The sequence below is a fragment of the Blautia sp. Marseille-P3087 genome, from assembly GCF_900120195.1.
Classification (GTDB): Bacteria; Bacillota; Clostridia; order Lachnospirales; family Lachnospiraceae; genus Blautia_A.
In genome coordinates this window covers 3,167,075-3,187,123 of the sequence record NZ_LT635539.1, presented here as the reverse complement: position 1 = coordinate 3,187,123, position 20,049 = coordinate 3,167,075, and the positions used below count along the sequence as shown (strand labels likewise).

The following is a 20,049-nucleotide window of genomic DNA, read 5'->3' as shown; positions in this document are numbered from 1 at the left end:
ATAGAAAAAACGCCCCAGCCTAAGCCAGAGCGTTACCTATCTTCCATATTAAATTACCTTAAACATCTTCTGTGACATTGGTTTCTCTTTCTTCTGCTCAACCTCCGCCTGTGTCTTCCTAAACTCTTCCATTCGTTTCAGTTCTTCCTCAGCATCATCAAATCCGATATGCGTGTACACATTCATGGTAACGCTAATATCCGAATGCCCCATGAGGTACTGTAATGTCTTTGGATTCATTCCCGATTTTGCCATATTCGAGCAATAGGTGTGCCTGCATACATGAGGCGTGATGTTTGGCATCTGCACCCGGTAGATGTCATTGTATCTGCCGACCATATGATTGAATCGATGCTGCCAATGCATTGCCACAAGTGGCATTCCATTATCATCATAGAATAAAAATCCGCTATATCCATCTATGGACTTCTCCACTTTCGGTGCATTTCTGTCCTCAATGATCGCCTGAAACATTTGTGCCACATCCTCTGTAATCGGCAACACTCTTGTTCCTACATCCGTCTTTGTAGTTTCTATGATATACCGCATATCTGATGTTCTCTGCAACTGATGGTCGATATTCACAGTTTTGTTCTGCAAATCAATGTCCTTCAACGTCAGTCCACAAAATTCTGATATTCGCATTCCCGTATGAAAGAGTATGTACACCACTTCATAGTATTTACAGTACACCACATCGTCATGCACAAACTTTAAGAACTTTCTCATCTGATCTTTTGTGATTGCCTCTCTTGTGACTGCGTCATTTACCAATACTCCGGCAAGCTGAAATCCGAATGGATTCTTTACCAGAATGTCATCATCCACCGCCATCTGAAAGGCTGGTCGCAACACTCCACGGATGGTATGAATGGAACTGTAGCTTTTGCCATCTTCCTGCTGCAATTTGATAAGGAACAGCTTTGCATCGGATGTTTTCACACTTCGTATCGTCTTTTTGCCAAATGCTTCCTTTGCAAGTAATCTCTGTACTGTAACATATCCCTGTTTTGTGCTTTGCCTTACTCCTGTCTTTGTTTGCAAATATCGGTCTACCAGTTCACAGACAGTCATCTGTCCGTCTACGATATTTACAAGCAAATCCAAATCTGTGTTTACCTGTTTTTCCAATTCACGAAGGGAGAGGCATGGCTTCTTGCCCTTTGGAAGTTTGTCCGTAGGCTCTAGTTTCCAGCTGTATACAAAATGTGGTTTTCCATCAATGTGATATTTATATTGATATTTTCCGTCTGCTCTTATGCTTTCTCCCGGTCTTAATACTCTGCGTTTGGAGTCCCGCCTTGTCTGTCCTCTTCCTGCCTTTGCCATTATACCCGCCTCCTTAGTTCTGGATGGTTACGCAGATACCTTTCAAAGGCTACACGAAGAATCAGCTTGCGTTCTCCGTAATATGCCAGAAAATCTTCCCCATCCGTATTATTCAATAAATCGTAAAATTTTCTCCGGCTCAGAACAAAATATTCAATTGCCTCAGAAGGATTCAAAATATCCTTTTCTGCTAAACTTGGTCTTGCCATAAAATCACATTCCTTCCTGCCAAAAGTGGCTGTTTTCAAGGGCTTTCGGGGTCATCCTATGTTCGCTCTTATGCCCTGTAATAGCAACTACTTTCGGCAGATAAAAGGAACTATATTTCTGAAGAATTAAGGATAAATTCTTCGAACTTCGGGCGGATGATCAGGAATCGGTTTCCACAGTACACCGCTACTGTTCCAAGGTTATCCTCTGCAAGTCTTCTCAGTTTCTTTATACCAATATTAAAATAAGCTGCTGCCTCCTTGATGGTGAGCATATACTTCTCACTAACAGGAAGCGTTTCATTGCTTTCTGCATTCATAGTATCTCTCCTTCCGACAAGGTGGTCACACAGCTGACTCCTTTGTACTATTTTTTCTTTTTTGTCATTTTCACTCTGATTCTGTGATATTTGCCCCCAGGGGCGGTCTAAATCTCTGTCACCTTTTATGCCGGGCAACGGTGCCGCCCCTTCACGCACAAAAACTGCGAATTTAAACGGGGTATTAACCCCCAATACAGCGAAATACCATACAAGGGGCATATATCCCATTCAAGATGATAGAAATAAAATCAAACAATTCTATGATTATTTCCCTGCATCTGCCATCTGAATAACCTTGATTGCTTCATTTCTTACAAGTTTTCCGTCAAGGAACTCAAATGCAAGATATCCAATCTGATCATACAGTACAAATTTTTCCAACAATGTTCTTACCGTCACAGGCTTTCTTCCCACAATCCAGTAATAAGAAAAGTCACCAAATGCAATCGGCTTAGTACCTGTTTCGATATCCGGCATATATTCCGAAATAATAACCTGTTTGCCAAGAATTGTATCATTTGCCTGATTCCACAAATAATTGCCATCATTATCCTTCAGTTTTCTGAGTACAAGTGCTGTCTTATCATTCATAAGCCAGATACCATTTCTTCTATATTCCTTATCAACACTAAAATATAAAGAAATCACATCATCATAAGTCAGCGTTTCTGCTGTCAGTGCTGTTTTAGCTCCATCTGTATTATGAAGAATACCAGTAGGTTCATCTGCTCCGGTTCCATTAATAAATGCGTTATCCTCAGCTTTTCCAAATGACTTTCCAAGCTTTTGTGTCAGATACTTTTCAATATCAAATCCTGCATCATTTACAAAATCCTCATCCAATGTAACGATAGATGCCAGCTTATAGCTTTCAATCGTTTTTTCATTGAAATCTCCTGCACTTTCATATACTGGAATTGCAGCTCCCTCCGCTACAAATTCCGCTTTATCCTTACAATCCTTCGCAAAGATTCTATAACCATTTTTATATGCACGAATAACTGTCGCTATCTTTCTGAAATCAGATTCCTTTTCAATTTCATTCATAACCTTTCCGGCTGCAACAGTCGGCATACTGTAAGTTCCTGTACTAATATCCCTACCCTTTGCAAGAATATCCTCTCTCGCCTCTTTATTTCTCATCGCATTCCAGAACTGAATATCATATTCTGGCTGTGCCGTAATCTGCGTATTACTAATCATAATCTTCTCCTCCTTAATTTCTGTCGCACACAGGACATTTATAAAGTCCAAGTGTATTTAATGTCAGCTGTCTCCCAATCTGTTTCAGATGATTGCCACACTTCGGGCAATGAATTTCATACGCAAATGCCATTTCCTCTGTATGATCACTGCTCGCATGAAGTCTGTACGTTCTCTTTGTCTTTCCTGTCTCATCCCGGCTCAGTTCATCTGTCAAATACAAGCTGCACATTCTCTGTGCATATTCTTCAGTATAATAGGAATGGGACGCATTCAGCAATGTTCCTTCCTTATTCAGTTTTGTTAATGGAAATACCATAGTAAAATCCTCCTTCTTTCTATCGTCTGCACCTGTCACAGGTATACAGACCAAGTTTATTTGTATCATGGTTTTGAGCCATCTGCCTTAATACTGCACCGCACAAAGGACAGTGAATTTCTATGCTGTCAGTAGCATTCTGACCCATCGGCTCTTTAGAATAAAGCCTGTAATAATTGAAAATGATCTCCGACAGGTACATTCTACTGTTCTGTCGTACTGCCTCCCTGTCTGTTGATAAAAACATCGGTACCTTTTCCAGTCCATCTGTATCTCCATCAATCAATGGATGGTATCTTATCATCTGCATCTGCTACACCGCCTTTCCATCTAATCTTGTAAATCTGTCTCTGCAGAAATCCATCACATCTTCATAAGTAGGAAACACCAGACACGAAAATCCATACTGCACTTTCCATATTGGAAAATCCTTATCCTGTTTCTGAGATACCACCACAGGCAATCCTGCCCTACCCTGCAATAAATCTTTGCATTCATACCCTTCTCTCGAAAACATCTTCTTATCAGTATCTGTCAACTTGAAGTCTGTGCCATAAAATATTCTGTGTGTCATCTTCTTCTCTCCTTCCTTTTATCTGTGGGTAGCAGTTCTTTCCTCCGAGGTAGCAGTACAGGTAGCAACAGTTTTTGTAACTGCTACCCCGTTTTTCCCTTATATAGCAAGGGTTTCCGGCTATTCGGTAGCAGAAGGTAGCAGTTCTCACTGTTTTATAATCACAATTACTCTTTTTTATATGCCGTTTTATTTCTGCATTAAACTTTTTATTTTTCAGCTAAGAAATTAAAAACTCTGCTACCCATTGCTGCCAATATACTCAAAGCCTTGTGTTTACTGACTTTTCATAGGTAGCAGTCTTTAAAATCACTGCTACCCGTACTGCTACCTCTGCTACCCGGCAAGGAACTCTGTTTCCTCATATCCATATTCCTTGGCATAAAGTTCCTTGGTTTCCTCTGTTATCGTGAAATCTTTGTAATAGGTATTACCCTTCTGCCTTGTTGTCACATCAGCAAACGTACCACCAAGATATCCTGCAAGCTGTTCTCTGAACTCTTTTGCAGTTCTGGCATAACCATGATTGTTCTCCCTGCACCAAGCCTGATATACCTTGTATATCCTCCCTGTGGTACAATGTCTGACAATCTTTCCATTCTCCCAAGGACACATGCATTCTTCATAAAAAGAAATCACTGTACTGTTTGCACTCTGGTAATCTCTTCTTGCCTCTGCAATGCTATCCGGCTCTGTAAATCGATATCCATTTGCTATAACAGTCTGCAACGCTTTCACAGCTTTTTTCACAATGCCTCTGCGCTCTGCAAACATTTTTTCTAAAAGCTGCTTGTCCTGCTGTTCTTTCGGTATCACATTCGGGCAATCCACCACCATGATGCGGTCATATACCCATTTGCCGTCATCTCCTCCGAACTTCGGCAGTCGGTTCATACAAAACCACAGCAATCCATTAAATGTAAATTCAAAAGCCTGCTGTCCTTTAAATTCTGCAAAAAGGCTGTCCCCGCCTGTCATTTTCTTGAATGTTTTCAATTCATCAACAGACAAAAAACTCATATCCGAACTTCCTGCAAGCCTTGTCCCATATACTGCTCCTGTTCCAAACCGGGATTCAATTTCTTTCAGATCAATGCCTATAAAGTTGCCCCTGCCAAGCAGACGCTCCACAAGGCTTTTAAGCTGTGATTTTCCTGTATCTCCCTGCCCTACAAGAAATAATGCTTTTTTCATCCGCCAGCCTTTCACATTGGAAATACAGACACCAATAAATTCCATCAGCAGCTGCTTTACCATCTCATCTCCGTTAGTAAGCGTGTCCATATAAGAATCAAATACTGGAGTATCAATATCCTCATCTGACCATTCACAAGGAAGTTGTATAGTGGAAAGTATATCTGCTGAATGTGGTATCAGTTCTGTATCAGTTGCAGTAATCTTCAAAATTCCATTCTGAAAATTGATGATATCCTCATCTGCATTCAGCGAATCCTGACTTACATATGTAAGGTCTGTGGTAATATGCAAAAGCGCCTCATTGACCTTACTCATCTTTACAAGTTCCTCGTCATAATCAGCAATATACTTTTTTATGATTCCAAGCAGCATATTATCTGCATAAAGCCTGTAACATCCACCTTCGTATACATATTTCAAAAGTCCCTGTTTACCATTGTCCCGGACTAAAATATATTGCAGATGCTCTCTTACATATTTTGCAAGAAGCGGTACACTCACATATGGTTCTCCTGTCTGTTCATTAAACTTTATGAAATCAGGATGTTCCATTTTCGACCTGTGAAATACACCATTACAGGCTGAAATTCCTGCATTGATTGTGTTTTCCCTGTAATCATCCCTTTCCCATTTGCTTCGATATAAAGCAGAGCTGCGAAACACTTCATCAATCGCATCCGGGTCTGCTCCTGTCCTAAATGCTATTAAAGCACAAAGGGCAGCATCCGCCTCAGACTGGGAACCATATTCACTGAAATCACCTTTATCATAAAGCCGGATGAACTTGTCTCCGTTCTTCTGCTTACGAAGATCACAGACAATATCAAATACTGCCCTATCTCCATCACGCTTTGCACTATACTTCGCTTTCGGCTTTTTCCTCATTTCCTTATCCAAGGTGGTAAGAACCGCCTGTGTACAATCAGCTATTGGCAGACTGTTAATCGTATTTCCTGTAAAAGTGCCATATCGGTTTGTAATATCACCGATATAAAGTTCCAATCCAATATCAGAACGTTTCTGATAATATTCACTGTCCAGCACAAGTTTCTTCCTTCTGTCATCAAAATGTACCGGAAGTTTTGTAATATCACACTGACCAATAATATGAATCCCTTTGCCACTTGGAGATACTTCTGCATAGGAGGAAAACCGAGATAACATAAGCTGTGCAAATGGATCTGAAATATCCTTATGGTCTATATCTAATAAGAAGAAGCCTTTCGGAATCTTCAAGCCAATCCCCGATGCCTGAAACTGATTTCTGGCTGATTCTGCATCATCAAAAGATACCCATGTACCCTTATGTGCATCATCTGTTCCTGTAGCTCCTCCGTTTGCTGCGAATGGAACTTTGGTAACTTTCCCATTCCTGCCGGGTTTTGCTGACCATAAAAACCACAGCTTTTTATCCTTTAATTCATCCACTGTCATATCTCCCATCCTGCTCACCTCCTCCTTTTCTGCAATCCTGTTTAATGATTAATAGATGTTCTTACAAGCCATTCTTTATAGGCTTCAATCGGAATCAGAATTCTTGCTCCGATTCGTATTGTCGGAAATCCCGGTGTCTTTACCAGTTCATATGCCTTTGGCAGGCTGATTCCCATCTGTGCGGATAATTCCTGCACACTCATAGTTGTTTTTTCCATAAACTGTTGCTCCTTTCGTGAATTTTGCTGTGTCCGTCTCTTCAATGAGTCGTTTCTCTACTACCGCTCTTGGCGGCTACCAGTCTTGGCAGTAACAAAGGCTTGTTCATTGAGAACGGGATGAAATTGTCAAGGTACAAATCCGTTACACTATTTTGTGTAACTTTTTATTGTTTTCAAGAGTATTTTAAGATATAATATAACCGAAGTCCAAAAACTGACGGTAACGCTAACGGTTACAGATTAATGATAGATTTGTGAGGTGAGAAAATGCCATTTAACTGGAACGGAGACTATATTCCGTCTAAGGCAGATAAGACAACCGACATATTGAGTTCAAAAGAAATAGGTGGTATCGGACAGCTCATATATCACCCATTCAGATTTGCAAGTTATGATATCAGCTATGACGGAAAAGATTATTGTGCTTATCCCGTATGCAAGAAGGGGCAAGAGCCAATATTCCCTAATGATGATACTCTGACAGGACGAGGAATCCTTGTAAGCCTATGTAATCTTGCAAAGGTAATAGACAGTTTTGAGAACAAGATTCCTAAGGAACAACTTATAGTCCGATGGTGTATGGAAAATATGCACCCTTACAGCATTGACTTTATCTACTCAGAACTTGTAGAAAATTTCGATATCAATACTATTGACGCAGAAATGGTCGAGCATGATGGCATCTTTGAGATTGACAGGTTTATGAATGATTTAGGAAAGCTTTATAATGCCGTTCGATTCTATGTTGCACTTGAAGGAATCCTCTTTGCCGAAGATGATGTAGCATATAATCTTTATGAAGAAGGACGATATTTTGAAAGTTACTCCTACTTTGAGAAATACAAACATGCAGTTCCCGAAGTACCGAATGATATAGTTGGTGAACCAAACACTCCTCAAGAACTGTTGGAAAGCATGATGCGTACTAATCAGTACATAGAAAATCACCCTGTAGAACAACCGCCAGAAGGTTCGTTTGATTTTAACAATAATCCCTATGATGATTATGATGAGCTTCGGAAAACGCTTGCAGACTTTATCCCAGAATTTAATATGAAATTAAAGCTCAATTCTGCTACCGGAAGATACGAATTTTCTGCTGATATTGATTCCGTATTTGATATAGCGTGGTACACTCTCGCAAAAATGATTTCAGAAGATCCTGCTTTTGAAAACAGATTCAATAATGATTCAAGACCGGAAGGCATTATGATATGCTGCCGTAACTGTGGCAAATTTATAATAAGGAAAAGTAACAGACAGGAATTTTGTGATTCTGAAGAATGTCAAAAAGTTAGAAATGCTCGAAAGCAGAAAGCCTATCGGGAGCGAAAAGCTATTAAAAAGGCTCATTCAGAGCAGAAAAAGAGACAAAAATCGAAACAATCTGACGCAAGATCAGATTAATGTACGCTATTCTCTATAAGTAATTTGTACGTGGTTATAGAGAATTATAAGAAAATAGCCTTTTATCTTGGCTGACGGAATACCCCCTATGCAATTTCACAGAAATATGCGTTTGAGGGGGCATCGGTCTATAGTCCAAAAAGAGGTAGAGATTATTAATCCCCCACGGGAGGATAGAATGCAGCAAAGGAGAACTATTATGGCGAAGTTGGAAGTACAGGAAAAGAACGGAACAATATTTTGTCCGCTCAAAAATGCTTGGTTGATAGCCAAGCCAGAGGAAAAAGTGCGCCAGAGATATATTTGTACTCTTGTAAACGATTACGGATACTCTCTTGACCAGATGGCACAAGAAATCAAGGTAACAAACTCACAACGTGGACAGGGTAAAGCTCGTGCAGATATTGTTATATGGAAAAATAAGTCAGATAAGGATGCTAAAAAAGCCGCCTTTATTGTAGTTGAATGTAAAGCAGAAAATGTAAAAATCCATGTAGAGGACTTCTATCAGGGATTTAACTATGCTTCATGGGCACATGCAGAGTTCTTCGTAACCACAAATGAAAAGGAAACAAAATTCTTTAATGTTGACCCAGCATATCTTCCTCAGAAGCTTGAAGAAGTCGTTGCAATTCCAACCGCTAAAGATGTCGATAATGCTAAGAAAATTGAACAGTTAAAAAATCAAACCAAAACTTTTACTCGTGAGGAATTCACAAAAACACTTCAGTCCTGTCATAACATCATCAGAAATAACGATAAACTTTCTCCTGAAGCTGCATTCGATGAAATCAGTAAGCTCCTATTTATGAAGATTAGATATGAGCGTCAACAGAAAGGCACTAAAGTATTCACTAAGGAAGAATATATTGCACAGGCTGAGAACTATGAAAAGAATATCCGTCCAGGCTTAAAATCGGCAGGTATTGACCAGCCTTATATGCAGAACCTTTTCAATACTACAAAGGTTGAATTTAAGGACGATCATCTCTTTGAGGAAAGTGACGAAATTAAAATCAGAGAAAACAGTTTTATTCAGATTTTAGAAAAACTACAGAATTTCAATCTTTCTGATACACAGGACGATGTTAAGGGTATCGCCTTCGAGCAGTTCCTCGGAACAACTTTCCGAGGTGAACTTGGTCAATTCTTTACCCCTCGTACTATCGTTGACTTTATGACAGAAATCTTAGACCCTCAAGAAGGCGAGGTTATATGCGACCCTACTTGTGGTTCTGGTGGATTCCTTATCAAGGCTTTTGAGTATGTAAGAGAAAAAATTGAGCGCGATATCAAAGTGCAAAAAGATAAACTCAGAGAGGATTTAGAAGGGGCAGATTTCAACTCTAAATCTGAACAGGAGCAGGCTGAAATCAGTGAAAAAATAGATGATATGCAATCTGCCTTAAATACTGAACTTGATACAAGCATTGAAAATAGCCGTATGTATCAACTTTCTCATAATTGTATTTATGGTACAGATGCTAACCCAAGAATGGCCAGAACATCAAAGATGAATATGATCATGCATGGCGATGGACATGGCGGCGTTCATCATCACGATGGACTGCTCAATGTAAATGGCATATTCGAGGAAAGATTTGATGTGATTCTGACTAATCCACCATTCGGTCAAAATGTCGATAAAAATCAGATTATTTCTGAAGCAGACAAATTTACCGATGAGGAAATGAAGAAGAAATATAAAGAAAAGTATGGTACAGCTTATGACGAGGCATTAAAGCAAGTTGATGACCACATTGGTAAAACATTACTTTCACTTTACGATCTTGGTAGCACTTCTACTCTGACAGAGGTTTTATTTATGGAACGATGCCTTAGACTTCTTAAAAAGGGAGGTCGTATGGGTATGGTTCTTCCAGAGGGAGTACTTAACAATAAGAATCTTCAATCAGTTCGTGAATACTTTGAGGGCAGAGCTAAAATCATTCTTATTTGTTCTATCCCTCAGGATGTGTTTATCGCTGCAGGCGCAACGGTAAAACCAAGCCTTGTATTCATGCGTAGATTTACTGTTGACGAAGAAGCTGAATATGCAAGATGTAAAACAGAGGCGCTTGCTGAGGTCACTGCATTACATCAGGCTGAATTAGATTCTTTTGAAAATGCAATAGCTATTGCTGACAGCCTCACAGATTCATTGAAAGATGATTTAAAAGATGCTCATGCAAGATTAAAACAGGCAAAGAAAGACAAGAAGAACACATCTTCTATAGAAGTTGAAATTGCTACAATTAAACAGGAGCAGGTAGATAATAAAGCAAATAAGAAAAAAGCTGAAAAAGAATTAAAAGATCTTAAGAAGAAGATTTCGGAAGAAGTAAAGCCTGTAATCAAAAAAAAGTTTGATTATGATATTCCTATTGCAAAGGTTGATGATGCCGGAATCACAACTACTGGTGCAGCATCTGAAGGTAATCAGCTCCCTCAGTTAGTAGATGAATATTTAACATATAGAACACAGAATAATTTGTGGTCTGATAAGCATTTAGCGTACGAATATTATCAGAATAACGACTGTAAATATTGTTGCTCACTAGATGGTAAGGAGGTTAGAAATCTATGATTTTAACTCCAAAAAAGTTTTCTCAATTCAAGGATTGGAATATTGATATGATTTTGTTTTCAAAAGACTTATCAAGCACTTATTCCATGATGAAATTGGAGAAAATCATTGTGCCTCGAAAAGAAAAAATTAAACCTGCCGATATACCTAAAAAGAGGTCAATTGTGTCCAAAATTAGATTTGTGGATGGTGCTGTATTTTTCAAAGACAGAGTAATTAAGAATGATATGAATAAATCATATTTGAATGATTTACTAGTGTCAAATATAAATTTTGAAAAAGGAGCATTTGCAGTAAACGAATGGGGAGATATTTACGCTTCAACAGACTATACCTCTTATATTATTGACACAACAAAGGTTATACCTGAATACTTGTTTTTAACTTTAAGATGTCCTGCTTTTATGGAGTATGTAGCAATGGTAAAACCTAAAGGAATGAAAACTAGAGCTAGATATGAATTTATTAAAAACTTTAATATTCCGGTGCCTTCTTTACCAGTTCAGCAGAAAATACTTGATATTTATCACACAAAGCTTGGTGAGGCTGAAGATAATATAAAGAAAGGCAACAATTACAGTGATGGCTTGCTGTTAAATATTCAGTCAGGTGTTTCAGATTTTAAGAAAGAGGTTAAAAAAGAAAATGTATCATCTTCCATTTTGCAAATAATACCCTTTACTTCAACCAGACGTTGGGAAGTTGGATATATTCAAAAAGAAGGTCGATTGGAAAGTGTGTATAACAGTTTCAAATACACCGAATACAGAATAAAAGATTTGCAAGTAGAATCACTATTTGGACTTTCTGTAAAAGCTTCATTAGAGCAGAAAAAAGGAATGATTCCGGTATTAAGAATGTCAAACGTTATAAATGGGGAATTGGATTTTTCTGAATTGAAGTATTTACCTGCGAGTTGTGCATCTACAGCAAAGGAGCCTAATAAATGGATTTTAAGGAAAGGCGACTTTTTAATAACTCGTACTAATGGAAGCAAAGATTTAGTAGGTAAATCTGCGGTATTCGATAGTGATGATGTTTATACATATGCATCTTATCTTATAAGATATCGCTTTGACACAAGTATTGTATTGCCGGAATATGTAAATATTTTATTTATGACACCTCTTGTTCGAGAGCAAATAGCTGTTATGAGAAGACAAGGTGGCGGACAATACAACTTAAACAGTGATGAAATCGGTGCCATTCGAATTCCTGTGCCTTCCATTCCAATTCAACAAGATATAGTAAAGAGATTCAATGACGCAAAAGATGGTGCAAAGGTTTATTATGATAAAGCTGATGAGTGCAAAACTAATGCACTTAAAAATTTTGAAAAGGAAATATTTTTATAAAAAAATAGCCACAATCCCGGTAATCTCCCCACCAACGATTGTGGCTTTATCATTCATATTTCATCTCTCTAAGTAATTCATTACTACTAAGGATTTCTCCCAAAACCTTTGCCTTTATCCCGATTCTGCCCATGAGCCTTAGTAGTCTAAACCGTAGTAATTCCAATACTTTTTGCCATATTTTGCCGTACTCTGCCCCACTTTGCAAAGCCCTGCATTATAGTAAAACTGGAGTGCCGTGGCATATAAATAAGATTTTTATCATATGATTTTCTCCTTGTGTTATTGAAAGATTGTGTAATTTGAACCCTCTATGTTCTCAATCACTTAATGATATATTTTGTTCCTCTGCCTTTTCCTTCAACTGCAATCACACCCTTTTTCTCCATAGCTTTCAGTAATTGTGTTGTTTTTGATTTGCCAAATGGGACATATGGTGCAATTTCACTTATTGGTTTCAGCATCGTCTTACTTAAAAATTTGTAAATCACTTTTTCGTCTTCGGTTAAATTGACATTCGTTTCAAATATCGGTAGTACAATTTTTATAGCATTTTCTGACACTTCAAATTCTGGTTTTATCAAACTCTCTGCATACAGTTGTTTGATTCGTGTAATTCCTGTTCCAAATATCTCTACTAATCCCAGTCTGTAAAATACATTTGCAAGATTTCTATTTCTTAAAATAGATAGTTTACCTGATAAATATTCTTCTGCCGTTATTCCAGCCGGCAATCCACCAGGAGACACTACTTCTATTCTATCATCAAACATAGAAACTCTGATGTGTGAATTAATATCCCATACCCTATGAATCAAAGCATTTGCAATTGCTTCTCTGAAAGCTGCTTCCGGTATTTTCTCTACCATCTTTCTGTCAGCCCCCTGTATTACTTCATATTGGTAATAATCTCTAAATACAGCAAGTGCTTTTTCATATATTTCTAAAACCGATATATGTTCAAACGTTACTCTTTTTTGAATAATACTGATATTCTCACCGAACTTAACAATATCAATTCCTGAAAAATGATTTTTATCTGCCAAAAGTCCCGCTGCATTATTATAACCATTTATATTGTCATACAGGTTCAATGTCTTTAAAGTATCTTGATTGAAAGTTTCAATGTAAATATTTTCTTTCAGTTTACACTGTAAAATTTTAAAAGATAGCTCCTGATCTTTACAAGGTAATTCTTCGAAGCTAATATTTTTTCCATCTAATACAAGCCTTGAAAATTCCAATGTATCTACCTCTATCGTTGCTGTATCATTTCGTTTGTATGCTTTTGATTTATATAAATACGGTTTTTGAAGACCACTTTTTACAGTAAGTTTTATCGTCTGGTCATTATTCTGTATTTCAAGTGTATAGTTTGGTTGAGGTGATATACTGTCATTGATTTTATTTTCGATATCCAGACAGGCCTGTTTTACATCTAGCAATCCTTTCACATTTCCATTATCATCAACCCCAAAAAGAATTGTTCCACCATTGTAATTCGAAAAGGCACTAACTGTTTTCAAAAAAGTATTCGTAATCGTTTCCTTGAATTCTAATATTCTTGTTTCACGCATAGTAATCGTTCCCTTTCCAACCATAATGATTATATTATATGCAAAAATGCACAAAAAATCAATCGTATTTTTTTACGATTGATTTTTTAATTGATTTTGAGTGTAGTATTATTTTTTGACCAACTGAATTATGACAACTTTTTTAATTATTCCGATTCGGTCTTCCAAAGGTATAAATAAGGTGTAAATTATCTGTTTCTATCTAGAAAATCCTACAAAATCAAGTCTTTCTCGCCATACTTTAAACATTGCCGTGGCAAACGAAAAGTACGCGTATACTCATAAAAACTCCTTTCAAAATGCGCTGTCCTGCTGCCATTTGCAGCGATTTGCGCGGTGTAAATTCTTCATTATGTATCGGTCATTTCTGTACATAAAATGCAAAACTTAGCAAAATACTGCAAGATGTGTACAGCAATCGTAGTAGAAACGTAGTAAAAAGCGGGTGGAGTTACTACTAATTACTGTAAATATACCATTCTTTTGGGCAACTCAAGATACTCACCTATCTGTTTCGCTAATCCCTTAAGTTCCTTATAAATTGATTTCTTTACGATAAGATAATCCTCTCCAAGTAATTTTCTTGTTAATCCAAACATTACATCGCTATTTATCAATTCATCCTCTTTTAATACTATTCCCAACTTGTAATGTGCCATAGCATTCCGAAATCTATCTGATTTCCATTTTGTATCGATTTTTAAAGTAATTCCTAACTTTGTATTTATTTGCTCAACCACATTTATTAGATAAAAATACAATATATACCCAAATCTCAATTTTGTGGGTATTTCTTCTTTTATCCATTGTTCAACACCATACAGCAAAAAATTAATCTGACATATAATTGATACCAGCACAAATTTATCACTAAATCTATTGCCAACCGGCGATTTCACAAAGCCTCCATAATCTTGAACATCTAATTTAAAATCATTATTTACAGTGTATTCACTTATGCTATTAAACAGTCTAATATATTGACCAGCAATTTCGGTCATTGATTTTATGTACTCTCCATTATTGCCAGTATATGAAAAAAAGGGTGAATAATATTGGCATAGAATAGTGTTACCACAAATTGCGCCATTTATAGTATCCATCCCATAAATATCATAGAGATGAACCGCTTTAGCAATTGGATTGCAGACACTTCCAAAATACTCATCGCTTTTATGATAGGCATTTTTTAAAAGTTTATATATTTTGTCATAGTCCTGATTCCACATCTTAATACTATTTCTGATTTGTTCATAAAAAACGGACTCTGATTCTTTAAATAAAGGTATTTGTAATTTGCATTTACTTGAATTATTAATAGCCTTTACCCAATCCTCTGCTCCATCTATAACAACACCCAAATACGGCAACATAGAAGGTATATAATTTGATTCGTGCGGTTTTATGTATTTTATGACCGTATAAATATATTGAAGATCCTGCTGGATTAATGAAAATGCTGCTTTTTGTACTAGATTTAATTTCAAACTATCCACATCTATTCTCTCCTTCAATTAATACATTCCATTTCAATCAATTCAAACAAAATGTATTTCTACTTTGTATCTTTATCTTCTTTTTTATCATATATAGTTTCATTTTCATCCTCATGGTATTGGTTATTCGCACCATCATCTATCACGGTTTCCAAATCATTCGATATATGATTGTATCTATCAGCTATTTTCTCTAATTCTTGCATCTCGGGATAGTTAAAAGCCGACACATTATGAAAAGCACTTAATTTATTAGCTTGCTCAGCAATTTGACTTATACAATGGATCATCAAGCAATAATGCCTGAAATAACACTTCCCTGACACTCTCTAATTTTACCATAGAAAGCTCCGCTTCCGAAAGTCCCTCCATCTCTATATTTTCCAAAACCACCGCTTTTCTTGCTGACAGACAGTATGTATATAGAGCCATAATATATGCCCTAAAACTGCATTATAATACAAACAAGGACAGAAGCCTGAAAAACAGGTTCTGTCCTCGATAACTAATGACATATCTTATATCAGTTTTTTCTGTTTACACAAAACTTGAAACGCTCTCATATGCGCCAAATGGAAATCCGTGCTCAGTTGAGCAAACCATGGACGATTGCCACAAAAGATTCCGATTTCAGCACTGAATTACAAAATATCCTTGATGAGCAATTTAATCCTGATCGTCCGAATGCAGTCTGGTGTTCGGATATTACCTACATCTGGACAATAGATGGATTTGTCTATCTGACCAGTGTTATGGATTTAATTTCTTTGCCACTGCATCAGACTTTCTTTTTTACGCCCTCATATAACGAAACGCTCAGAGGGTAAAATACAGTGGGCAAATGCAAAAAATAGCTATAAGACTCCATTTTTTGAAATCTTATAGCTTTGCTATTGATAATATTGAGTTACTATTAGTTTTAATAATTAGAATTATTTTATCAACTTATAAATTTTTTCCAAGTTCATATGCCTTCTTCATTATATCCACATGATCCTCAGCTGTATTTGCTGCATCAATTCCACCGCCACCGACCATGCCTTTTAAGGAAGCCTTTTCAAAACAATCTACCCAGCCTTGCAGCCCATTATAGGCTTTCTCAAATGCACTTTCATCATTCTCTGCCGCAGTTGCAATCATATAAATATCTCTGAATAAATAATCTGCCGAATATAAAGGATTCAATCTATCAAGAAGTGTTTTCATCTGACCGCACATCTCATAATAATAAATTGGAGTTGCATAGACAATAACTTCTGCATTCTTTACCTTTGCCATAATATCTGCAATATCATCCTTCTGTACACACATCCCAGTCCTCTGGCAGGATAGACAACCGATACAATATTTTATATCTTTTCCTTTCAAAGAAAGAAGTTCCACATCATGCCCCGCTTCTTTTGCTCCCTTTGCACACTCATTTGCAAGTATATCAGAATTGCTCCCTCCTCGAAGACTTGTCGATATGATCAATACTTTTTTTACCATAATTAACCAACTCCGTTTTCTTCAAAAAATTTCTGGATTTTATCAAATGGGATTACATCCAGATTATCGTAAAGATCTGTATGAACAGCCCCTGGAATTGTTAGCAGCTCTTTATTGGATGTGTACTTGCTGTCCTTAATCATATTTTCATAAGCATCTTTTCCAAAATAATAGCTGTGTGCTTTTTCTCCGTGAACAATGAGGACTGCACTTCTGATTTCATTACTGTACTTTAATATTGGCTGATTCATAAATGACATACATCCAATACTGTTCCAGCCATCATTGGAATTCAGGCTTCTTTTATGATAACATCTGCCTTTATAATACTCACTGTAATCTTTTACAAAGAAAGGGGCATCCTCTGGAACCGGAAGAGAAACACAACCACCAGCTCTGGAATATTCGCCTTTACAGTATTCTTGTGTTCTGAGGGTATTCAGCGACTGCTTCTTCGCATAACGTGCTTCTTCACTGTCTTCAGAATCAAAGTACCCATTCGCATTTACCCTTGTCATATCATACATGGTAGATGCAACCGTTGCTTTTATTCTTGTATCGAGTGCAGCTGCGTTAAGAGCCATCCCACCCCAGCCACAGATTCCAATGATTCCTATTCTATCTTGATCTACCTCTTCCCGAACAGAAAGGAAATCAACAGCAGCCATGAAATCTTCTGTATTAATATCCGGAGAAGCCATGTATCTTGGATTGCCTCCACTTTCTCCCGTAAAAGAAGGATCAAATGCAATAGTAAGGTATCCTTTTTCAGCCATCGTCTGCGCATACAGTCCGGAACACTGTTCTTTGACTGCACCAAATGGTCCACTTACAGCAATCGCTGGATATTTCCCAAATGCATTTTTCGGCTTATACAAATCTGCAGCAAGTGTGATTCCATAACGATTTACAAATGTTACTTTCTCATGATCTACTTTTTCACTTTTTGGAAAAGTTTTATCCCATTCTGATACTAGTTTTAATTCTTCTGTTTTCAACATAAATATAACCCCCATCTGCAAATTGTCTTGTAAATATACTTTTTTCAACCTTCCTATTTTAGTTTTCTATATTCTTCATCACTTACCGGTTCAAGCCATTCATTGGAACTATTTTCGCCCGGCACCTCTATTGCAAGATGGCTAAACCATTCATCCGGTGCGGCGCCATGCCAGTGTTTCACTTCTGCCGGAATATTGATGCAGTCGCCTGGCTTCATTTCTACAGCTTCTTTACCTTCTACCTGATAATATCCTCTTCCGGCAACGCATACCAGAATCTGTCCGCCTCCACTTTTTGCATGATGGATATGCCAGTTATTTCTGCATTCTGGTTCGAATGTCACATTGAAAATTCCAACCTGAGAAATAGAAATCGGTGCAAGAAAACTTCTGCCCGAAAAATACTGTGCAAAGCCATCGTTTGGTGCACCAATTGGAAATACCATCTCTTTTGCATGCGCCCGCATCGCTTCCTCTTCGTATGGCAAATCTCCTTCGCCTGTTTCCCACACTTCCTTTGCAAGATTGAAAACAGCCCATGCTTTTGGCCAACCTGCATAGAATGCAGCATGTGTGATCACTGCAGCAATCTCTTTTTGTGTCACACCATGATTTTTTGCATTTTGAAGATGATATCTTAAAGATGAATCCGTAATTCCGGAAGCCATCAGAGCAACCACGGTAATAATGCTTCTTGTTTTTACGTCGATGTCCTGGTTATTCCAGTTTTCGCCGAAAAGTACATCATCGTTAAAATGTGCAAATTCCGGTGCGAATTCACCAAGTGTATTTCTTCCTGCTGTCTGTACTATTTTTCCCATATTCTGATACCTCCATAACGCTGTTATTTATAAAGAGTTTACCCATTCAGTGATTTCCTGTTTCGTTCCACAATTTAACAGTCTGCCTTCTGTAATAACTGCGTCTGATGCAGATGACTGCAATTCTTTCACAGTATTCCCAAATCCACTTCCTCCGGATGTTGCAAAAAGCACAATCTTTTTACCACTGAAATCGTAAGTTTCTAAAAATGTATTGATGATTGTCGGAGCCACATACCACCAGATTGGGAATCCCAGAAGGATCTCGTCATAAGAACTCATATCCATCTCTTTTTTCATAATCGCCGGTCTATATTTTTTATCACTCATTTCCACACTGCTTCTGGATTTTTTATTCATCCAGTCAAGATCAGGCTTTGTATATGGAACTTTCGGCTCAATCTCAAACAAATCCGCTTTTGCTTCCTCTGCGATCATCTGTGCTACTTTTTTTGTTGTTCCGCTTGCACTGAAAAATGCCACTAATTTTTTACTCATAATAAAAAGCCCCTTTCTATACGTATTTTTCACAAAAAAATAGATGTATAAGATTTACATTCATCTTACACATCTATTTTAAGCTCTATCGCTTCATTATGTCTAATGCTTATATTGAATTTTGTTTTATGCCTGAAAAGCATTAATCTCCTCGATCATTTTACGGACTGCCAAAGAATATGGGATATTCCGTCGCCAGGCAATCACCGTACTGGTCGTGATTTCAGGAGAAATTCTTCGCTGTACAAGAATATCCTCTCGCCAATACTTTGCAGCACCCTCAATTGAAATCGGATACCCCAGTCCATTTGCCGCCATAACTCCGGCATTCGTTCCAAGATTACTCGTAAAAGCAATCTGTAATTTTGAAAAGTCTTTCCCAAACCAGTTGGCAAGTTCACTTTGAACGTTCATTCTTTCCGGCAGGATCAAGGGCTTTCCAATAAGATCTTCTTTTTTTATAAACTCTTTTTCTGCCAGCGGATCATCCGGCCGCATTCCGACACACCAGTGATCGTAATCTGTGATCCGGATATAATCCAGCCCTTCAGTGTCCACCGGCTCCATGAATAATGCAATATCTACAAGTCCTTTGTTCATCATCTCATACACTGCATCTGCTGTTGCAGTATGCAATACAATCTGAACCAGCGGATATTTTTCTTTATATGTTTTGCATATTTTCGCCAATGTCTCCACTGCTGCAAATTCACCGCATCCAATGGTTATGGTACCCTCCACAACATCTTCTTTTCCCTTAAGTTCCTCCAATGTTTTTTCTTCAAGATCAAGAATCTCCAAAGCACGTCTTTTTAACAAAACTCCTTCATCAGTAAGAGAAATCTTCTTTCCACTTCGATTAAACAATGTTACTCCAAGTTCCTCTTCAAATGTTGCCATTTGTCTGGAAAGTGTTGGCTGGGTAATATGCAATTGTTCTGCTGCTTTTGTAAAGCTCTGTTCTTTTGCTACTGTTAAAAAATAGCGTAATAATCTTAATTCCATATCTT

20 protein-coding genes are annotated in these 20,049 nt (G+C 37.5%); 4 read left to right on the top strand and 16 right to left on the bottom strand.

What is annotated here, in order from left to right:
* Positions 1 to 48: 48 nt before the first annotated feature.
* The 9 genes from BQ7344_RS15250 to BQ7344_RS15210 all read right to left on the bottom strand — a co-directional run bounded on the left by BQ7344_RS15250 (position 49) and on the right by BQ7344_RS15210 (position 6,806).
* Positions 49 to 1,329 carry a site-specific integrase gene (locus BQ7344_RS15250; protein WP_072523213.1) on the bottom strand — a complete coding sequence of 427 codons (1,281 nt, stop codon included), beginning with the start codon at positions 1,327 to 1,329 and terminating at the stop codon, positions 49 to 51.
* Positions 1,329 to 1,538, bottom strand: coding sequence for an excisionase (locus BQ7344_RS15245; RefSeq protein ID WP_044941017.1), 210 nt, complete (start codon positions 1,536 to 1,538; stop codon positions 1,329 to 1,331). The genes BQ7344_RS15250 and BQ7344_RS15245 overlap by 1 nt, the downstream gene beginning before the upstream one ends.
* A 110-nt stretch (positions 1,539 to 1,648) precedes the next feature.
* Complete coding sequence (locus BQ7344_RS15240; RefSeq protein WP_072523212.1) at positions 1,649 to 1,858, bottom strand: excisionase; 210 nt, start codon at positions 1,856 to 1,858, stop codon at positions 1,649 to 1,651.
* 267 nt (positions 1,859 to 2,125) lie between these two features.
* The gene (locus BQ7344_RS15235; RefSeq protein WP_072523211.1) at positions 2,126 to 3,064 is read right to left on the bottom strand and encodes a phage major capsid protein; all 939 of its coding nucleotides are present in this window, start codon (positions 3,062 to 3,064) and stop codon (positions 2,126 to 2,128) included.
* A 13-nt stretch (positions 3,065 to 3,077) separates the two neighbouring features.
* Positions 3,078 to 3,383 (bottom strand): hypothetical protein, encoded by a 306-nt coding sequence (locus tag BQ7344_RS15230; RefSeq protein WP_072523210.1) that lies wholly within the window; start codon positions 3,381 to 3,383, stop codon positions 3,078 to 3,080.
* 19 nt (positions 3,384 to 3,402) lie between these two features.
* A complete protein-coding gene (locus BQ7344_RS15225) occupies positions 3,403 to 3,693 on the bottom strand; it encodes a hypothetical protein (RefSeq protein WP_072523209.1) in 291 nt (96 codons plus the stop codon).
* A 3-nt stretch (positions 3,694 to 3,696) separates the two neighbouring features.
* A complete protein-coding gene (locus tag BQ7344_RS15220; RefSeq protein ID WP_072523208.1) occupies positions 3,697 to 3,957 on the bottom strand; it encodes a hypothetical protein in 261 nt (86 codons plus the stop codon).
* Between the two features lie 336 nt (positions 3,958 to 4,293).
* Entirely contained in the window at positions 4,294 to 6,597 is a 2,304-nt protein-coding gene (locus BQ7344_RS15215) for a phage/plasmid primase, P4 family (protein WP_072523207.1), read from the bottom strand.
* 32 nt (positions 6,598 to 6,629) lie between these two features.
* Positions 6,630 to 6,806: an excisionase family DNA-binding protein gene (locus BQ7344_RS15210; RefSeq protein ID WP_072523206.1), complete on the bottom strand. Its 177-nt coding sequence runs from the start codon at positions 6,804 to 6,806 to the stop codon at positions 6,630 to 6,632.
* A gap of 270 nt (positions 6,807 to 7,076) precedes the next feature.
* Here BQ7344_RS15210 and BQ7344_RS15205 point away from each other — a divergent pair, with 270 nt between their 5' ends.
* The 3 genes from BQ7344_RS15205 (at position 7,077) to BQ7344_RS15195 (ending at position 12,158) form a co-directional block, all read left to right on the top strand.
* Positions 7,077 to 8,216, top strand: coding sequence for a hypothetical protein (locus BQ7344_RS15205; protein WP_083585564.1), 1,140 nt, complete (start codon positions 7,077 to 7,079; stop codon positions 8,214 to 8,216).
* Between the two features lie 199 nt (positions 8,217 to 8,415).
* Positions 8,416 to 10,803: an N-6 DNA methylase gene (locus BQ7344_RS15200; protein ID WP_072523477.1), complete on the top strand. Its 2,388-nt coding sequence runs from the start codon at positions 8,416 to 8,418 to the stop codon at positions 10,801 to 10,803.
* Positions 10,800 to 12,158, top strand: a complete 1,359-nt coding sequence (locus tag BQ7344_RS15195) for a restriction endonuclease subunit S (RefSeq protein WP_072523205.1) — start codon at positions 10,800 to 10,802, stop codon at positions 12,156 to 12,158. The genes BQ7344_RS15200 and BQ7344_RS15195 overlap by 4 nt, the downstream gene beginning before the upstream one ends.
* A gap of 323 nt (positions 12,159 to 12,481) precedes the next feature.
* Here the strand turns inward: BQ7344_RS15195 and BQ7344_RS15190 are convergent, their stop codons facing one another.
* Together BQ7344_RS15190 and BQ7344_RS15185 are read right to left on the bottom strand one after the other, a co-directional pair.
* Complete coding sequence (locus BQ7344_RS15190) at positions 12,482 to 13,735, bottom strand: ATP-binding protein (protein WP_072523204.1); 1,254 nt, start codon at positions 13,733 to 13,735, stop codon at positions 12,482 to 12,484.
* Positions 13,736 to 14,196: 461 nt separating this feature from the next.
* Positions 14,197 to 15,231, bottom strand: a complete 1,035-nt coding sequence (locus BQ7344_RS15185) for a hypothetical protein (protein ID WP_072523203.1) — start codon at positions 15,229 to 15,231, stop codon at positions 14,197 to 14,199.
* Positions 15,232 to 15,803: 572 nt separating this feature from the next.
* On the opposite strand from BQ7344_RS15185, the gene BQ7344_RS15175 reads away from it, so the two are divergent.
* Entirely contained in the window at positions 15,804 to 16,058 is a 255-nt protein-coding gene (locus tag BQ7344_RS15175) for a hypothetical protein (protein ID WP_235816136.1), read from the top strand.
* A 118-nt stretch (positions 16,059 to 16,176) separates the two neighbouring features.
* Here the strand turns inward: BQ7344_RS15175 and BQ7344_RS15170 are convergent, their stop codons facing one another.
* From BQ7344_RS15170 to BQ7344_RS15150, 5 genes are all read right to left on the bottom strand, one after another.
* Positions 16,177 to 16,719, bottom strand: coding sequence for a flavodoxin family protein (locus BQ7344_RS15170; RefSeq protein WP_072523201.1), 543 nt, complete (start codon positions 16,717 to 16,719; stop codon positions 16,177 to 16,179).
* Positions 16,720 to 16,721: 2 nt separating this feature from the next.
* Positions 16,722 to 17,720: an alpha/beta hydrolase gene (locus tag BQ7344_RS15165; RefSeq protein WP_055215576.1), complete on the bottom strand. Its 999-nt coding sequence runs from the start codon at positions 17,718 to 17,720 to the stop codon at positions 16,722 to 16,724.
* A gap of 53 nt (positions 17,721 to 17,773) precedes the next feature.
* Positions 17,774 to 18,541 (bottom strand): carboxymuconolactone decarboxylase family protein, encoded by a 768-nt coding sequence (locus BQ7344_RS15160; RefSeq protein WP_072523200.1) that lies wholly within the window; start codon positions 18,539 to 18,541, stop codon positions 17,774 to 17,776.
* Positions 18,542 to 18,568: 27 nt separating this feature from the next.
* On the bottom strand, positions 18,569 to 19,039 hold the full coding sequence (locus BQ7344_RS15155) for a flavodoxin (protein ID WP_072523199.1): 471 nt from the start codon (positions 19,037 to 19,039) through the stop codon (positions 18,569 to 18,571).
* A 126-nt stretch (positions 19,040 to 19,165) separates the two neighbouring features.
* On the bottom strand, positions 19,166 to 20,044 hold the full coding sequence (locus tag BQ7344_RS15150; protein WP_072523198.1) for a LysR family transcriptional regulator: 879 nt from the start codon (positions 20,042 to 20,044) through the stop codon (positions 19,166 to 19,168).
* Positions 20,045 to 20,049: the final 5 nt, after the last annotated feature.

Coding starts and splice junctions, on each gene's coding strand:
- BQ7344_RS15235 (WP_072523211.1), bottom strand. CDS start 3,064: ATGATTAGTAATACGCAGATTACGGCACAGCCAGAATATGATATTCAG.
- BQ7344_RS15175 (WP_235816136.1), top strand. CDS start 15,804: ATGGAAATCCGTGCTCAGTTGAGCAAACCATGGACGATTGCCACAAAA.
- BQ7344_RS15200 (WP_072523477.1), top strand. CDS start 8,416: ATGGCGAAGTTGGAAGTACAGGAAAAGAACGGAACAATATTTTGTCCG.
- BQ7344_RS15165 (WP_055215576.1), bottom strand. CDS start 17,720: ATGTTGAAAACAGAAGAATTAAAACTAGTATCAGAATGGGATAAAACT.
- BQ7344_RS15150 (WP_072523198.1), bottom strand. CDS start 20,044: ATGGAATTAAGATTATTACGCTATTTTTTAACAGTAGCAAAAGAACAG.
- BQ7344_RS15225 (WP_072523209.1), bottom strand. CDS start 3,693: ATGCAGATGATAAGATACCATCCATTGATTGATGGAGATACAGATGGA.
- BQ7344_RS15160 (WP_072523200.1), bottom strand. CDS start 18,541: ATGGGAAAAATAGTACAGACAGCAGGAAGAAATACACTTGGTGAATTC.
- BQ7344_RS15240 (WP_072523212.1), bottom strand. CDS start 1,858: ATGAATGCAGAAAGCAATGAAACGCTTCCTGTTAGTGAGAAGTATATG.
- BQ7344_RS15190 (WP_072523204.1), bottom strand. CDS start 13,735: ATGCGTGAAACAAGAATATTAGAATTCAAGGAAACGATTACGAATACT.
- BQ7344_RS15230 (WP_072523210.1), bottom strand. CDS start 3,383: ATGGTATTTCCATTAACAAAACTGAATAAGGAAGGAACATTGCTGAAT.
- BQ7344_RS15215 (WP_072523207.1), bottom strand. CDS start 6,597: ATGGGAGATATGACAGTGGATGAATTAAAGGATAAAAAGCTGTGGTTT.
- BQ7344_RS15250 (WP_072523213.1), bottom strand. CDS start 1,329: ATGGCAAAGGCAGGAAGAGGACAGACAAGGCGGGACTCCAAACGCAGA.
- BQ7344_RS15210 (WP_072523206.1), bottom strand. CDS start 6,806: ATGGAAAAAACAACTATGAGTGTGCAGGAATTATCCGCACAGATGGGA.
- BQ7344_RS15195 (WP_072523205.1), top strand. CDS start 10,800: ATGATTTTAACTCCAAAAAAGTTTTCTCAATTCAAGGATTGGAATATT.
- BQ7344_RS15245 (WP_044941017.1), bottom strand. CDS start 1,538: ATGGCAAGACCAAGTTTAGCAGAAAAGGATATTTTGAATCCTTCTGAG.
- BQ7344_RS15170 (WP_072523201.1), bottom strand. CDS start 16,719: ATGGTAAAAAAAGTATTGATCATATCGACAAGTCTTCGAGGAGGGAGC.
- BQ7344_RS15205 (WP_083585564.1), top strand. CDS start 7,077: ATGCCATTTAACTGGAACGGAGACTATATTCCGTCTAAGGCAGATAAG.
- BQ7344_RS15220 (WP_072523208.1), bottom strand. CDS start 3,957: ATGACACACAGAATATTTTATGGCACAGACTTCAAGTTGACAGATACT.
- BQ7344_RS15155 (WP_072523199.1), bottom strand. CDS start 19,039: ATGAGTAAAAAATTAGTGGCATTTTTCAGTGCAAGCGGAACAACAAAA.